At 68.3% G+C, this 14,841-nt stretch carries 14 protein-coding genes; 7 read left to right on the top strand and 7 right to left on the bottom strand.

Annotation, left to right across the window (positions count from 1 at the left end; all coding sequences use genetic code 11):
* Positions 1-2 precede the first annotated feature (2 nt).
* Together DKM19_RS10030 and DKM19_RS10025 are read right to left on the bottom strand one after the other, a co-directional pair.
* Entirely contained in the window at positions 3-1,163 is a 1,161-nt protein-coding gene (locus DKM19_RS10030) for an acyltransferase (protein ID WP_110695455.1), read from the bottom strand.
* A gap of 236 nt (positions 1,164-1,399) precedes the next feature.
* Positions 1,400-2,335 (bottom strand): LysR family transcriptional regulator, encoded by a 936-nt coding sequence (locus DKM19_RS10025; protein ID WP_110695454.1) that lies wholly within the window; start codon positions 2,333-2,335, stop codon positions 1,400-1,402.
* A 131-nt stretch (positions 2,336-2,466) separates the two neighbouring features.
* On the opposite strand from DKM19_RS10025, the gene DKM19_RS10020 reads away from it, so the two are divergent.
* From DKM19_RS10020 to DKM19_RS10010, 3 genes are read left to right on the top strand one after another with little or no spacing between them, the layout of a single operon-like run.
* Complete coding sequence (locus DKM19_RS10020) at positions 2,467-3,723, top strand: MFS transporter (protein WP_239514180.1); 1,257 nt, start codon at positions 2,467-2,469, stop codon at positions 3,721-3,723.
* A complete protein-coding gene (locus tag DKM19_RS50580) occupies positions 3,720-3,995 on the top strand; it encodes a hypothetical protein (RefSeq protein WP_204358733.1) in 276 nt (91 codons plus the stop codon). The genes DKM19_RS10020 and DKM19_RS50580 overlap by 4 nt, the downstream gene beginning before the upstream one ends.
* Positions 3,996-4,001: 6 nt before the next feature.
* Positions 4,002-4,766: a DUF72 domain-containing protein gene (locus tag DKM19_RS10010; protein ID WP_110695453.1), complete on the top strand. Its 765-nt coding sequence runs from the start codon at positions 4,002-4,004 to the stop codon at positions 4,764-4,766.
* Positions 4,767-4,829: 63 nt separating this feature from the next.
* On the opposite strand, the gene DKM19_RS10005 is transcribed toward DKM19_RS10010, so the two are convergent.
* Genes DKM19_RS10005 through DKM19_RS09990 form a run of 4 tightly spaced genes read right to left on the bottom strand, consistent with a single transcriptional unit; the run spans position 4,830 to position 9,425 of the window.
* Positions 4,830-6,215: a glycoside hydrolase family 5 protein gene (locus tag DKM19_RS10005; protein WP_110695452.1), complete on the bottom strand. Its 1,386-nt coding sequence runs from the start codon at positions 6,213-6,215 to the stop codon at positions 4,830-4,832.
* Between the two features lie 58 nt (positions 6,216-6,273).
* Positions 6,274-7,062, bottom strand: coding sequence for a carbohydrate ABC transporter permease (locus tag DKM19_RS10000; protein WP_110695451.1), 789 nt, complete (start codon positions 7,060-7,062; stop codon positions 6,274-6,276).
* Complete coding sequence (locus DKM19_RS09995) at positions 7,055-8,005, bottom strand: carbohydrate ABC transporter permease (protein ID WP_110695450.1); 951 nt, start codon at positions 8,003-8,005, stop codon at positions 7,055-7,057. Before DKM19_RS09995 ends, DKM19_RS10000 begins: the two co-directional genes overlap by 8 nt.
* A gap of 43 nt (positions 8,006-8,048) precedes the next feature.
* Positions 8,049-9,425, bottom strand: a complete 1,377-nt coding sequence (locus tag DKM19_RS09990; protein ID WP_162641391.1) for an ABC transporter substrate-binding protein — start codon at positions 9,423-9,425, stop codon at positions 8,049-8,051.
* A gap of 604 nt (positions 9,426-10,029) precedes the next feature.
* On the opposite strand from DKM19_RS09990, the gene DKM19_RS09985 reads away from it, so the two are divergent.
* Positions 10,030-11,124 (top strand): LacI family DNA-binding transcriptional regulator, encoded by a 1,095-nt coding sequence (locus tag DKM19_RS09985; RefSeq protein WP_239514179.1) that lies wholly within the window; start codon positions 10,030-10,032, stop codon positions 11,122-11,124.
* Positions 11,125-11,142: 18 nt separating this feature from the next.
* Here DKM19_RS09985 and DKM19_RS09980 read toward each other — a convergent pair whose 3' ends face one another.
* Entirely contained in the window at positions 11,143-12,012 is an 870-nt protein-coding gene (locus tag DKM19_RS09980; RefSeq protein ID WP_204358732.1) for an NAD(P)-dependent oxidoreductase, read from the bottom strand.
* A gap of 497 nt (positions 12,013-12,509) precedes the next feature.
* On the opposite strand from DKM19_RS09980, the gene DKM19_RS09975 reads away from it, so the two are divergent.
* The 3 genes from DKM19_RS09975 to DKM19_RS09965 are packed head-to-tail and all read left to right on the top strand — an operon-like array spanning position 12,510 to position 14,840.
* Positions 12,510-12,875, top strand: a complete 366-nt coding sequence (locus DKM19_RS09975; RefSeq protein ID WP_110695448.1) for a tautomerase family protein — start codon at positions 12,510-12,512, stop codon at positions 12,873-12,875.
* Between the two features lie 55 nt (positions 12,876-12,930).
* Positions 12,931-13,941: an NAD-dependent epimerase/dehydratase family protein gene (locus DKM19_RS09970; protein WP_110695447.1), complete on the top strand. Its 1,011-nt coding sequence runs from the start codon at positions 12,931-12,933 to the stop codon at positions 13,939-13,941.
* Positions 13,941-14,840 (top strand): SMP-30/gluconolactonase/LRE family protein, encoded by a 900-nt coding sequence (locus DKM19_RS09965; RefSeq protein WP_110695446.1) that lies wholly within the window; start codon positions 13,941-13,943, stop codon positions 14,838-14,840. Before DKM19_RS09970 ends, DKM19_RS09965 begins: the two co-directional genes overlap by 1 nt.
* The last annotated feature ends 1 nt before the right edge of the window (position 14,841 follow it).

Genomic DNA, 14,841 nt, shown 5'->3' with positions numbered 1-14,841 from the left:
CGTCAACGCTGAAGCTCGGCGGGGCGTCTGTGGGCCAGGCGCCGGCCGAGCCGCTGCATGGGCAGCTCGACGAATCTGTACGTCAGCCAGCTGATCCCGCAGATGACGGCGATGGCCGTGAGACCGAGGCCGAGCTGGACGATCTCCGGGAACCTCCGTGGTTCGCCGACCACGAGGATGAAGAACCGCAGCAGCGGCACGTGCAGCATGTACACCGAATAGCTGATCAGTCCCAGCCAGGCCAGGGGGTACGGCAGACGCCGGTTGCGCAGCGCCATGAAGCCCGCGAACGTGCCGCCGGCCAGGACGACGGTCATCAGGTTGGCGGGGCCGCTGATCGTCACCGGCTTCATGAAGGGTGTCAGGCAGATCAGGAAGGTGACACCCAGGACGGGCCAGAGCCCCGAACCCTGGCCTTGCTCCCATCGGTAGACGACCGTGCCGGTGAACATGACCGCCAGGATCATCGCCCCCTGCCAGGGCACGCGGCTGCCGATCGAGACGAGGGTGACGGCGAGCGCACCGAGGACAAGTGCTCCCGTCACCCGGACCGCCCTGGGCCCGAACAGTACGCAGCCCAGGGAGGCCAGGATCACCACCAGCACGACGATCGGCACGATCGGCCCGCTGAGCAGGCCCCGCGCCGGCATGACGAATGCCACCAGCACCGACAGCAGCGCGAACGAAACGGCGAACAGCCCGCTGCGCCTGTGCACGCCGGTCACGAACAGCGCCGTGACCAGGAGATAGAAGACCATTTCATAGGAGAGCGTCCACATCGGTTCGGTGAACGCCCACGAGCCGGTGACCTCCATCAGCATCGTGAGGTGGCTCAGGGGGTCGATGTTCGCACGGAGCGGCTGGACCGGGACCGCCAGAAGAACAATGAAAATGGTCAGGATGTAGAGGGGATAAAGACGAAAAACCCTACTGATCCAAAATGCCCGTACCTCGCCCCTGCGCTCCAGCGAGGCGGGAATGATGTAACCGCTGACCAGGAAAAACACAAGAACGCCATATATTCCGAGATTGAACCAGGTTGGCCGCAGCTGAGGCAGGAAGCGGTAGGTCATGTGCTCAAGGAGTACGGCTGTCGCACCGAGACCACGCAGGGCGTCGAGCCATGCGTAGCGGGTCGTCAGGGGTTGGCCAACAGATGACATCTGCGTGACCCTAATACTATTTAAAGAATTTTGTCCGGATTTAACGCATCTTCCCGGAACCCGAAAAAACCTCCGAAGCCCACCAGAAATACCAAGAAGTAATATCGGTCAGTTTTTCACGTCCTTTTCGGACAGCCTTTTCCTCGGCGTGCCTGGTTATCCAGGCAGGGATGGCGGACGACCGCGGGCTGACCCGGCCCGTCGATCCGGCCACGAGGTCGCGGACGCGGCGGCGTTCAGCGCGGGATCGCCCAGCCCGGCACCCAGGTCCCGGCGGTGTCGTGGCCGGCCGCTGCGGCGGCGAGGTGGGCGCGGAGGGTGACCAGCCCTGGGTGGGGGTTGTCGCGGTGCCACAGGAGCGAGTGCGGGTAGACGGGCGTCGGGTCGGTCACCGGGATGCGGCGCAGGCCGTGGTCGGCGGGCCAGACCAGACGGGTCTGCTCGCCCATGAAAGTCGCGAGGGCCGGGGTGTCGGCGATGGTGTCGAGGAGCGCGTCGGAGCCGAAGTTGGGGCCGGTCGCCTCGATGGTGAGGCCGAACTCGGCGACGAGATCGTCGTAGTAGGCGGCCCACTCGGTACCGGGGACGATGCCGGGCATCCAGATCCGGTGCCCGGCGAGCTGGGCGACGGTCACCGACCGGGCGCCCGCCAGCGCGTGGGCGGGCCCGGTGAGGAGTTGAAGCGCCTCGTCGAGCACCCAGACGGACTCGATGTCCTCGGGAAGGGGCCGGCCGGGAACGGTGACGGCGCGGAAGGACGCGTCGATCGCACCGGAGCGAATGGCGGCGACGGCCGTCTCGATGTCGAACAGCATCACCACGTCGAGCTCGATCTCGGGATACACGCGATGGAAGCCGCGCATCAGGCCCGAGGCCCCGCTGCGTGAGGCGATCACGTCGACGCGCAGCGGACGGCTGCCGGGGAGCACGGACGCGACCGCGCGCTCGGCGACACGCAGCAGTTCGCGCGCGTGGGGCAGGAACGCCTGCCCGTCGATGGTGAGCTCGGCGCCACGCGCGGTGCGGGTGAACAGCCGCACCGCGAGGTCCTTCTCCAGCCCGGCGATGCGCTTGGAGACGGCCTGCTGGGTGATCGACAGGTCCACGGCGGCGTGCTGGAACTGGCCGGTGTCCACGACGGTGACGAAGGTGCGCACGGCATCGAGATCCACACCGACCGACCTTAGGGCACAACTCTCAGTTGTGCACCTTCGGCCAGTCGGTTGTTTGACGAGCCTACCGGCTGCGCGTTTTGATCTCTCGGGTCAACGAGTGGTTGTTTCCGGAGATGGCGGGGTGCACGTTGGGAAGGTCGCTGGGGCGGCAGTTCAGGTGGTTCTGGGCCGCATATGCAGTCAGCGCGTTCGGCACATGGCTCGCGTTCGACGCGTTCGCCCTGATCGCGATTCTGGCTCTGGACGCCGGGCCGGCCGAGGTGTCGGTGCTGGCCGCCGCGGGGCTCGCGGTCGGGGCGGTGGTCGCGGTGCCACTCGGGCCGTGGATGGAGTTCCGGCGCAAGCGGCCGGTGATGGTCGCGATGGACCTGATCCGGTTCGCGGCGTTGATGAGCGTTCCCGCCGCGTACGTGCTCGGCCGGCTGAGCTTCGCTCAACTCCTGGTTGTGGCGGTCGTCGTCGGCGCGGCCGACATCGCCTTCACCGCCGCGAGCGGGGCGTGTCTGAAGGCGCTCGTGCGGCCGGAGGACCTGCTCGTCGCGAACGGGCGGTTCGAGGCCACGACCTGGACCGCCACCGCGCTCGGGCCGCCGCTCGGCACCGCCGCGCTCGGGCTGGTGGGCCCGGTGACGACCGTGGTGGCCAACGCGCTCAGCTTCCTCCTCTCGGCCGCGGGGATCCGCGCCATCGGCGGGCGGGAGCCGCACCCCGCCCGGACCGACACACCGCCCCGGCTCCGGGCCGGCGACCTGTTGGAGGGGTGGCGGTACATCCTCGCCAGCCCGGCGCTGCGCCCGCTGTTCTTCAACACGGTCCTGATCAGCGGCCTGATCATGGCGACCTCGCCGCTGCTCGCCGTCCTCATGCTCGGCGACCTCGGGTTCGCACCCTGGCAGTACGGCCTCGCGTTCGGCGCCCCCTGCATCGGCGGCCTCATCGGCTCGCGGCTGGCCCGCCGTCTCGTCGCACGGTTCGGGCGGCACAGGGTCATGCTCGTCGCCGGGACGCTGCGCGCGTGCTGGTCACTCGGACTGGCCTTCATCGGCCCCGGTGTCGCCGGGCTCGTCCTCGTCATCGCCGTCGAACTCGGGCTGATCACCTGCATGGGCGTGTTCAATCCGGTGTTCGCCACCTACCGGCTCGAACAGCTCCCGTCGGACCGGGTCGCCCGGACCCTGTCCGCCTGGTCGATCACCAGCAAAGCCACCATCGCGGCCCTGACCGGGCTGTGGGGCCTGCTGGCCGGCCTCACCGGCCCCCGCACCGCGATCGCGATCGCCGGTCTCCTGCTCCTGGCGACTCCGCTCCTCCTCCCTCGACGCGACCGCACGCCCCGACACAAGAACGCCGATCAGGCGCCGTCGGAAAGGCAGACGCTCGTATGAGCACCGCCCCCGCGCTCGACCCCGCACGCACCGTCCTGCTCGTCACGGACTATCAGCCCGCGATCCTCACGCTGCTCCCCGAAAGCGACGGTGAGGCCCTGCTGGGACGCATGGAAAAGGCGATCGCCGACGTTCGCGCCGCGGGCGGCACCGTCGCCTATGTCCGGGTCGCCGACCGCTGCCGGAGTGAAGCCCCGGCAGCGGTCGGTGTGGCGCCCAGGCCGGCTGGGCAGGACGTGCTCGTGCGGAAAAGCCGGAAGTCGACGGGCTGAGCTCTCATGATGCTGGTGGGGACGTCCGGCTGGCAGTACGCCGACTGGCGCGGGGTGCTGTACCCACCCGGCGTGCCCCAGCGGCTCTGGCTTGAGCGGTACGGCGAGCGTTTCGAGACGGTCGAGAACAACAACACCTTCTACCGGCTGCCGACGCGCCAGACCTTCGAGAGCTGGAGGGATCGCACCCCGGACACGTTCGTCATGGCGATCAAGGCCAGCCGGTTCCTCACCCACGTCAAACGGCTGAAGGATCCGCAGGAGCCGGTCGAGCGTCTGATGGCGGCGGCCGACGGCCTGGGGCCCAAGCTCGGACCGGTCCTCCTGCAACTCCCACCGACGTTGAGGGCGGACCCCAAGCTGCTCGGCGCGTGCCTGGGGTGTTTCCCCGCCCATGTTCGGGTCGCCGTGGAGCCACGGCACGCGTCCTGGTGGAGCGACCCCGTCCGCGAGACGCTGTCGGCGCACGGCGCGGCCCTGTGCTGGGCCGACCGGCTCGGCCGCCCGCGGACGCCCCTGTGGCGGACCGCCGACTGGGGCTACCTGCGGTTTCATGAGGGCCGGGCCGATCCCCGGCCCTCATACGGCGACGGCGCGCTCCGCTCCTGGCTACGCCGTCTGGACGCCGCCTGGGACAACCGCTGCGACGTCTACGTGTACTTCAACAACGATCCGGGCGGCGCGGCGGTACGGAACGCCGCCCGGTACGCGGAACTCGCGTCCGCCGAAGGATGGCCGGTGAGCCGTACGCCCACCGGGGACCTGGCGTAGCCGGGAGACACCGATCCTGCGGTCGGTGATCCTGGTGCCGGTGTCCGGCCTGACCGGGTGGCCTCAGCCGTTGCGCAGCTGCTCGACCAGGGTCGTCCGGACATCGCAGTTGCGGAGCGCGAACGAGTCGGCGAGGGCGATCAGCTCGTCGTCGCTCAGCCCGTGGAACAGCTTGGCGTACTCGTAGGCCAGGGGCTGGGCGACCGCGAGGTTCAGGATGAGCGTGCGGACCCAGTCGAAACGGCCCCACGGGTACGGATCGAAGTCGGGGAACTCATTCGCGATCATGTCCTGGAACGGCTTGGTCACCTCGATGATCCCGTTGCCGTCGCTCCCCCAGTTGTCGGCGCCCAGGCGGTTCTTCTTCGCCACGAAGTCGCCGAAGCGCCGCAGGTACGGGGAGTCGGGCCGCACCATGGCCACACCCTGCCGCCCGAGGTCCTTGTACATCCAGCTCGACCAGCTCGCCCCTTCGCGGCGGTAGATCTCGAGCTGGTCCTCGAGGACCTCCCGGCGCATGGCGTCCTTGCGCTCGTCGCCGGTGTAGATCGGCGCGAACTCGCCCACCCAGACCGGGGTGCCGGTCTGGCGGCTGTACTCGGTGCGCTTGAGGTACTTCTCCTCCAGCACCGCCTTGTCGTAGTACTTGCCGTCGGTGACTCCGGGATAGTCGCCGCCGTTGCCCATGCCCGGGGCGGCGTAGTCGTGGCAGACGTAGACGGTGTTGTCCCACTCCTTGTCGAAGACGTCGAACTCGGTCGAGTACGTGTTGCCGTCGAGGAACAGGATGTGGCGGTCGTCGATCGCGCGGATGGCGTCGACCAGGCGGGTGTAGAAGGGCCCGACGACCTTGCGCGACTCGTCCGCGGGCTCGTTGATCGGGTTGTAGCCCGCCACCCAGGGGTTGTCCCTGTAGTGCTCGGCGATGCGCTCCCAGATCGCCACCACCCGGTCCTGGAAATGGGGGTGGTCGAAGAACGCCGGCCGGTGGGTCGGGTTGTCGGAGTGCCAGTGGTGGTTCTGCGACCCCGGCAGCGCGTGCAGGTCGATGACCGAGTAGATCCCATGTCGCGCGCACGCCTCGATGGCCCGGTCGAGGTGGCGGAAGCCGTCCTCCTTGAACTCGAACGGCTTGGAGTCGTCCTCGAAGTGCCGGTAGTTGACGGGGAATCGCACGCAGTTCATGCCCATGCCGGCCAGCAGTTTCGCGTCGTCCTCGTCGAAGAACGCGGTCAGCAGCCGATCGAAGAACAGCTCGTACTTCTCCTCGCCCAGGACCTCACGGACCGTGCCGCGCATCAGTGACTCGTTGCCGGAGTAGCCGGTGATGAAATTCTCCATGTTCAGCCAACCACCCACGGCGACGCCCCGCAGGCGTACGACGGTGCCCGTCTGGTCGACGAATTCGCGACCTGCCGTGCGGAGGAAGGCCGTGTTGTTCGACGTCATGTGCTCTGTTCCTCAAATCTGGAAGCGCGGTGGATCATGGGGTGGTCTCGGGGAAGTGCTACTTCAGCGCGCCGGCCGCCAGGCCCCTCTCGAAGAGGCGCTGCAGGCACAGGTAGGCCACGATCTCGGGGATCGCGATGATGACCGCGCTGGCCAGGACCTTGGTCTGGTCGTTGCTGAACTGGCTGACGAAGAACTGCGGCAGCAGCGTGACCGTCTGCTTCGCCGGGTCCTGGATGAGCACCAGCGGCAGCAGATAGTCGTTCCAGGAACTGATCAGCGTCAGGACGACGATCGCCGCCGCGATGGGCCGTGTCATCGGCACGATGATGTAGCGGAAGGCCGTGAACACGTTGGCGCCGTCGACCCGCGCCGCGTCGAAGAGCGAGTCGGGGACGCCGTCGATGAACTTGCGGGCCAGCAGGACGGTGAAGGGGATCTGCAGCGCGGCCAGCGGCAACACTACCGCCCAGTACGTGTCGTACACGCCCAGGTTGAGGGTCGTGGCGAACAGCGGGGTGAGCAGCACGACCTCGGGCAGGGTGAGGGCGGCGAGGATCATCCAGAAGTAGACCTCCTTGCCACGAATGTGCAGCTTGGAGAATCCGAAGGCGGCGAACATGGTGAGGACGTAGACGATCAGGATCGTCGAGACGGAGATGATGACGCTGTTCCTGAAGAACGTCCCCACGGCGCCGACGGCGAAGACGGCCTGGTAGTTGCCGAATCCCTCACCCGCGAGCGATCCCTGGACCATGACCACCAGCGGGAACAGGTAGGGGATGATCATCAGGGTTACGAGGATCTGAAGCAGCAGCCTGGTCGACAGCCGACGCGCCTCAAACACTGGATTCACCGTCCTTACGGTTGGCGCGGGTCGCGACGATGATCGCGCCGAGCAACGCCAGGATGAGCAGAAGGATCGACAGGGCCGCCCCGTAGCCGACGTGGGCCGACGGGATGCTGATCCGGTAGATATAGGTCCCGAGGAACTCGGTGCTGTAGTTCGGCCCGCCGATGGTCACCAGGTACGGAACGTCGAAGGTCTTCAGCGCACCGATCACGCCCAGCATCGCCAGGGCCACCGTCGTGCTCCGCACACCGGGCCAGACGATGCTTCTCAGGACGCGGAGGTTGCTCGCCCCGTCGGTGCGCGCGGCCTCGAGCGTCTCGGGGTCGATCTGCCCCATCGCTGCGTAGTAGAGGACAAACGTGAGGCCGGTGAACTGCCAGACCGTGATGAACATGATCACCGGCATCGCGGTGGTCGACTGGGCCAGCCAGGGCTGGGACAGGAAGCCGAGACCGATGTGGTCCAGCGCCCAGTTCAGCTGGCCGTCCGCGGCGAACATCTGCCGGAACACCGGTGCCATCGTCGCGGGCGCGAGGACCACCGGCGCGAAGACGAGCACCTTGTAGACGGCGCCGAGCCGCACCTTCGAGTGCAGCAGCGCCGCGAACACGAACCCGATGGCGGTCTGCACGGTGAACGTCACGATGAAGAAGACCACCGTGTGCCAGATGGCCTTCCAGAAGATGGGGTCCTGCATGATCGCCGTGTAGTTGTCGACCCCGACCGACGTGGGGGTCGGGCTGGTGCCGTCCCAGTCGAGCGTCGAGATGTAGCCGGTTTCGACGATGCAGAAGTAGATCAGTCCGACGACGAAGACGAACGCCGGCAGGATCCACGGCAGGCCCGAGGGCCTCCCGCCCCTCTTCCGGGGGTTGCCCGGAAGAGGGGCGGGCGATGGACGGCGCGCCCCGATCTTCGGTGAGGTTGTGGAAGTCATGGATCTCCCTGCGCGGGTGAGATGAGACGGGCCGTCAGCGGCTCTACTTGATCTTCTCGGCGGTGCTCTGCAGAGTCGCGGCGGCCTGCTCGGGCGTGGCCTGCCCCGCCGCCACCGTGGTCGACGCCACACCGATGGCGGTCTGCAGGTCGGCGCTCACCGTCGCGAGGCGCGGCTCGGCCGACTTGCCCGCGTCACTGATCAGCTTCTCCAGCGCAGGCTGCTGCGCCGTCGGGTTGACCAGCTTGATCGAGGTCCAGTCCGGCTGGACGCTGCTCAGGGCAGGGATGTCGTTGAGGATGTCGCCGACCGCCTGCTGGCCCGCCTGCGAGGTTCCGAGCCAGGTCGCGAAGGTGGTGGCGGCGGCGATGGACTTGGACTTCTTGTTCACGGCCAGGCCGAAGTCCGCGTCACCGTAGAGCGACCCGACGTTGCCGGTGCCGGCCACGTCGGGGAACGCGATCGGCAGCTGGGTGAACGGCTTGGGGCTCGCGACGCCGGCGCCGGAGATGGCGGCCGTGCTGCCCTCCACGGTGGAGTACTGCATGTACCAGGTGCCCATCATGACCATCGCGGCCTTGCCCGACATGAAGTCGTTGTTGGCGTCCGGGTACTGCTGCACGCCCAGCGCCCCATCCTGCATGATCTTGTCGTCGAACAGCTTCTTCCAGATGCTCAGCGCCTGGACGATCGTCGGGTCGGTCCACGGGACCTTCTTCTCCAGGGCCTGCGCCCACACGCCCGGCTTGACGTTGTTGCTGATCGCCTGCAGCGTGTCCTCGTTGAACGCCGTCTGGGCGGCGCCCTGCACGAAGCATTTGACGCCGTTGGTCTTGAAGGTCGCGCAGACGCTCTTCCACTCGTCGTAGGTGGTGGGCGGCTTCAGGCCGTACTTGTCGAACAGGTCCTGGTTGACCCAGACCGATCCGGCGTAGTTGGAGCCGACCGACAGCGCGGCGAGCTTGCCGTCCTTGGTCAGGCTGTTCACCCCGATCGGGGCCAGCTTGGACTTCCAGTCCGCGCCGAGCGACTTCTCGACCGCGGGGGTGAGGTCGATGGCGTTCACGCCGTAGATGCCGACCGAACCGTTGGCGGCCCCCGGCGCGACGTCGAAGACGTCGGGGCCGACCGACGAGGCCAGGGCGGGGCGGATCGCCGCGTCATAGCCGTCGATGGTCAGCTTCTTGTAGGTGACCTTGATCTTCGGATAGGCCTTGCTGAACTCCTTGATGTACGCCTCGGCGGGGGCCGCGTCAGGCGTCCACCCCCACCAGGTGATATTGCCCGAGTCGGCCGAGCCCTTGTCCGTGGTCTCGGTCGTGCTTCCGCCGGCGCATCCGGCGAGCGCCAGCGCCGCGGCCGTGAACACGGCTGCGGCTCCGGGGAGACGGCGCTTCCAGATTCGCGAGGATCCCAGCATGATCTCTCCTTGCACGTGACTCGCACGCACTGGTCGTGTCGACGCCGCGCGTCCTCCGCCGAACGGGGACGACCGCGACGGTCTGTGCTCACGCATGAGCACGGGGTCCGCTCACACGTGGCGACGAGGTCGGCACGGGTCGCGGAACGGAATGGTGCGTCCTCCTACGGTCGGGATCGCCGATCGCCGAAAGCTGCACGCTTGAGAACAGAAAGTTTCGGAAAGTCTTCTTGTGAGAGAAGAGCACCAGCCCGGGGATGGTGTCAATAACCTCAGCCGAATTTGTTTCCGTTCAGTTACGTGGGATGTGTCCCGCAGCCCCCGTCAAGGCGCACTCACCCCCGGAGGGGGCGGTCACGTCGAGATCGTCGATGTGATATCCGCAGGTCATAGCCGAGCAACTGCGCGACGGAGACGGGGTCCGGGACGCCGCGCAGGACGGTGCCCGCCGCGTGTCAGCGGGCCAGGGCAAAGCCAAAATTGCGACATTTAGGCACATATGCCGTGGGCAGCCTACCTGTCGCGGAGCCCAACGAGCCGCTACCGGCGGTGCTACCGTTATAGAAACTTTCGACAACACTGGCTCAGCGCGTGAAGAGGTGTCGTGGCGACCGAGCAGCGGACGAGGACACAGAAGCGGGTGGCGGGGGCTCCCCGGAGCGCCGACGCCGACCGGGTGACCATCCTGATGGTCGCGCAGGCGGCGGGCGTCTCCGCCCCGACGGTGAGCAAGGTGCTCAACGGCCGGGAGACCGTCGGCTCAGAGACCCGCCGCCGGGTTCAGGACGCCCTGATCTCGACCGGCTACCAGCGCAGGACCAGATCCGAGGCGGGCAAGGTCGGCGTGGTCGACTTCGTGATCACCGAGCTGGACACGGCCTGGGCCTGTGAGCTGCTGAGGGGTGCGGAGCAGGAGGCCTACCGGCTGGGCACGAGCCTCATCCTGACCGTGACCCACGATCGGCAGGCCCAGCCGCGCGAGTGGCTCAAGACGCTGGCCTCCCGGCCGACCGACGGCGTGGTCCTCGTGGTCACCAACACCCGGCAGGTGTCCGCGGAGAAGCTGCGCCCGATCGACACCCCCTTCGTCGTCATCGACCAGGTCGGCGGATACGACCGCGACGTCCCGACCATCGGCGCCACCAACTGGGCGGGCGGTTTCGCCGCCACGGAACATCTCACCGAGCTGGGCCACCGCCGAATCGGCATGATCACGGGGCCCGACGACGTCCGGTGCAGTCTTGAGCGCCTGGACGGCTACCGCGCCGCTCTCGGGCGTGCGGGGCTGCCACTCGACGAGAGCCTGGTGCGGCCGGGCGACTTCTACGCCGAGAGCGGCAGGCGGGCCGCCGCCGAGCTGCTCGACCTGCCCGAACCGCCCACGGCGATCTTCGCCGGCTCCGACCAGCAGGCGGCCGGCGTGTACGACGTGGCCCGCGCCAGGGGCCTGCGCATCCCCGAGGACCTCAGCGTCGTCGGGTTCGACGACACCGAGGTGTGCGAGTGGTTATGGCCTCGGCTGACCACCATCAGGCAGCCGCTCGCACAGATGGCCGTGCTGGCCATCCGCAACGTGCTCGAGACGACGCACTCCCCCGGTGAACAGCCGTTGCGTCTCGAACTGTCGACCAGCCTGGTGGTCAGGAACAGCACCGCGCCGTACCAGCCTCCGGCCCGGATCTCACGCGGCCGCCGCTGACACCGCGGCCGCCGCGGCTCATGCCCGCGGGAGGCCGAGCACGTCACGCCACGACTGCCGCGGGCGATATCCCAGCTCGTCACGGGCCTTGTCACTGCTGAGCAGGCTCTCGTACGGCGTGAGCGGACGGCGGACCGGCACTCCGGGGAAGACCTCCGCGGCGAGGTCGGCCGAAGGCCGGTCCATCAGCGTGTCCCCGGCGGCGATCACATATGCGGGCGCGCCCGTCACCTCCGCCAGCAGGGCGAGACGGCAGGCCTGCGCGACGTCGCGGACGTCGACGTAGCCCCACAGATTGAACACCCGGGTCAGCGGGTCGTCCCAGAAACCGGGAATCTTGGGGTAGTCGGCCGCGTCGTGGACATTCGACAGCCGGAGGCCGACGATCGGGATCCCCGACCAGGCGGAGATGTGCTCGGCCATCGTCTCCCCGACCACCTTGGACAGGGCGTAGGCCGAGGTCGGGTGCGGGTAGTGCTCCTCGTCCACCGGCAGGTAACGCGGCGGGGTCCGCGGTCCGAACGGGAAGCCCAGGGTGGTCTCGCTCGACGTCCACACCACCCTGCCGACCCCGAGCTTGGCCGCCGCGAGGAAGACGTTGCTGTTCATGGCGGTGTTCGCGGTGAACGTGCGGGCGTCGGTGAAGAAGCCGGGCGCGGGGATCGCCGCGAGGTGGACCACGGCGTCGACCGAGGTCAGCGCGTCCACCGTGTCGCCGAAGTCCGTCAGGTCGGCGCGCAGCAGCGGCGCCCCCAGGTCGGCCAGTTCGCCCCGATCCCCCGGAGCCCCGGCGACGTCGACGGCGCGTACCTCGTGCCCGTGCGCGAGCAGGTCCTCGACCACGGCGCGCCCGGTCTTGCCACTCGCGCCCGTAACCGCGATTTTCACAGGTCAGTCCCACTCTCGGATGGCGTCGTCCCGGCTCGAGAGGCCCTCGCAGACCGGACGGTGCGAAAGTTTATAGAAAGTTGTCTGCGGCACTCGACCCCGGCCGACCCCGGCCGCAGGAGTCCCTCTCCGGCGCGGTGCGAACCACGGCCACGGGCGAACGGTCGCGAGCCAGTGCACTGATCATGCTGTTCACCAGGGAGAACGCTCCGCCTCTCCGGCGACCGGGGGCGCTCCCCCAGTACCGGGCACGTCTGCGCGCAACCGGAGCCGCAGAGCGGGAGTGATCAGCGCTGCAGCCTCCTGACAGGCAAAGATGTCACCGTGCCGGCCTTTCGTCCATGCCTGACCCTTGACGTTCCCCGATACTCCGTTCTACGTTGTCGCTGCAGACATTAAGTTTCATAGACTTTCCGAAAGTTTTCTGTGCCTCTTTTCGCGCACACCTCGCCGTGGTGCCGGACACCGGTCGACGCCCGGCGCTGAAAGGAACACCGTTGCCTCTTGTACAGATCGACCTCGAACGTTCCCTCGCCGAACGGCTGGGCCCGCAGATCAGTGACGGCGTCCACCAGGCTCTGGTGGACGGCCTCGGGATGGACCCGACCGACAAGTTCCAGATCTTCCGCACGCACGCGCCCGAAGAGATCGTCTTCGATCCGGGCTACAACGGCGTGGAGCGGCGGCAGCTGGTCAGCATCCAGATCCTGATGGTGCACATGTACGACGTGACCACCAAGTACGCGATGTTCGACCAGATCGCCAAACGGCTGGAGGAGATCGGCGTCCGGTCAGAGGACCTGCTGATCAGCGTCGTGGAGAACGGCTTCGAGGACTGGTACGCCGGCAAGTCGCGCAGCTGATCGCATCCCGCCCACCCCACGAGTCCAAGAACCACCCAAGATCCGGAGTCCTGCAGTGAAGGTTCTCTACATCGGCGGCACCGGCACGATCAGCTCGGCCAGCGTCGCCGAGTCGGTGCGTCAGGGCCAGGACGTCCACGTCCTGAACCGTGGCCGCACCGCCGGCCGCCGGCCTCTCCCCGCCGGGGTCACGACGATCGAAGCCGACGTCCAGGACCCGGAGTCGATGCGCCGGGCCCTCGACGGCACGACATTCGACAGCGTGGTCAACTTCCTCAGCTTCGGCGCCAAGGACGCCGCTGCCGCCGCCGAACTGCTGGAAGGCCGCACAGGCCAGTACATCCACATCAGCAGCGCCTCGATCTACCACAAGCCGGTACGGCGGGCGCCGATCGTCGAGTCGACCACCCGGCACAACCCCTACCTGAGCTACGCCCAGGAGAAGATCGCCGCCGAGGACGTCCTGCACCGGGCCTACGAGGAGCGCGACTTCCCCGTCACGATCGTGCGGCCGTCGCACACCTACGACGACGCCCACCCGCCGCTGCCCGGCGACTGGACCGCGTGGGACCGGATCGCCCGCGGCGACGAGCTGGTCGTGCCCGGTGACGGCACCAGCCTGTGGACCCTGACGCACGCGAAGGACTTCGCGGTGGGGCTCGTCGGCCTGATCGGCAACTGGCAGGCCATCGGGGAGGACTTCCACATCACCTCCAACGAGGCGCTGACGTGGGACGAGATCTACGGGATCATCGGGCGCACCGAGGGGACGCCGGCCCGGCTCCTGCACCTGTCCTCGGAGCTCATCCGAACCGTCGCCCCCGACTGGTTCTGGTCGGACCTCATCATCGGCGACCTGATGCACAGCGCGGTGTTCGACAACACCAAGATCAAGCGGTTCGTCCCGGCGTTCCAGCCGACGATCACATGGTCGGCCGGGGCCCGGCGGCTGCACGAATGGCGCGCCGCCCACGCCGGGGAGACCCGCCCCGACGCCGAGACGGACGCGATCCTGGGCCGGCTGGTCGAGGGGCACCGGGCCGCCGCGGCGGCGCTGACGCCGTGATGACGGGCACCGAAGGCGACCTGGCGGCGGAACCCTGGCTGGACGTCTCCGGCGTCCACTGCGAGGGCGTCGTGTGGGACGACGCCGCGGGCCGGTTACGGTTCGTCGACATCCCCCGCGGGCGGGTTTTCGACGCCGGCGTGGACACCGCCGGCGGCGCCGACGTCGGCTGGTTCGACCTGCCGGCGCCGGTCACGGCCGTGCATCCCACGACCCGGCCCGGGACTCTCGTCGTCGCGGACGGCGACGGCGTGGCCCTGGCCACGCGCGACGGGCTGACCGAACGGCTCGCCGCCCCGCTGGCGGGCCGGCCGGAGATCCGCATGAACGACGCGGGCGTCGATCCCGCCGGGCGTTACTTCGCCGGCAGCATGGCGTACGACCTCGAGCCGGGCGCGGGCCGCCTGTACCGCCTCGACGCCGACCGATCCCTGCACACCGTGCTCACCGGCGTCACGATCGGAAACGGGGTGGACTGGTCGCCCGACGCCACCCTGTGCTACTTCGTGGACAGCCCCCTTCACCGCGTCGACGTGTTCGACTACGACGTGACGACGGGCGCCCTGTCCGACCGGCGCGTGTTCGCGGACACCTCCGCCATCCCCGGGATGCCCGACGGGCTCACGGTCGACTCCGAGGGCGCCGTGTGGGTGGCCTTCTGGGGAGGATCGCGCGTCTGCCGCTTCGGCCCGGACGGCCTGGTCGAGCGCACCGTCGGCCTGCCGGTGTCACAGGTGACGTCGTGCTGCTTCGCCGGGCCCGATCTGGACCGGCTCATCATCAGCACCTCCACCGAGGAACTGTCCCCCGACGACCTGCGGCGTCAGCCCACGGCAGGCATGATCTTCCGGGCCGAGCCCGGATGCCGTGGCCGCCGCACGACCGAATTCGTGATCTGAC

Source organism: Streptosporangium sp. 'caverna' (assembly GCF_003203775.1).
Classification (GTDB): Bacteria; Actinomycetota; Actinomycetes; order Streptosporangiales; family Streptosporangiaceae; genus Streptosporangium; species Streptosporangium subroseum.
This window is presented reverse-complemented; position numbering and strand designations above follow the sequence as displayed.

Coding starts and splice junctions, on each gene's coding strand:
- DKM19_RS09995 (WP_110695450.1), bottom strand. CDS start 8,005: ATGACTTCCACAACCTCACCGAAGATCGGGGCGCGCCGTCCATCGCCC.
- DKM19_RS09965 (WP_110695446.1), top strand. CDS start 13,941: ATGACGGGCACCGAAGGCGACCTGGCGGCGGAACCCTGGCTGGACGTC.
- DKM19_RS10010 (WP_110695453.1), top strand. CDS start 4,002: ATGATGCTGGTGGGGACGTCCGGCTGGCAGTACGCCGACTGGCGCGGG.
- DKM19_RS50580 (WP_204358733.1), top strand. CDS start 3,720: ATGAGCACCGCCCCCGCGCTCGACCCCGCACGCACCGTCCTGCTCGTC.
- DKM19_RS10030 (WP_110695455.1), bottom strand. CDS start 1,163: ATGTCATCTGTTGGCCAACCCCTGACGACCCGCTACGCATGGCTCGAC.
- DKM19_RS09990 (WP_162641391.1), bottom strand. CDS start 9,425: ATGCTGGGATCCTCGCGAATCTGGAAGCGCCGTCTCCCCGGAGCCGCA.
- DKM19_RS10005 (WP_110695452.1), bottom strand. CDS start 6,215: ATGACGTCGAACAACACGGCCTTCCTCCGCACGGCAGGTCGCGAATTC.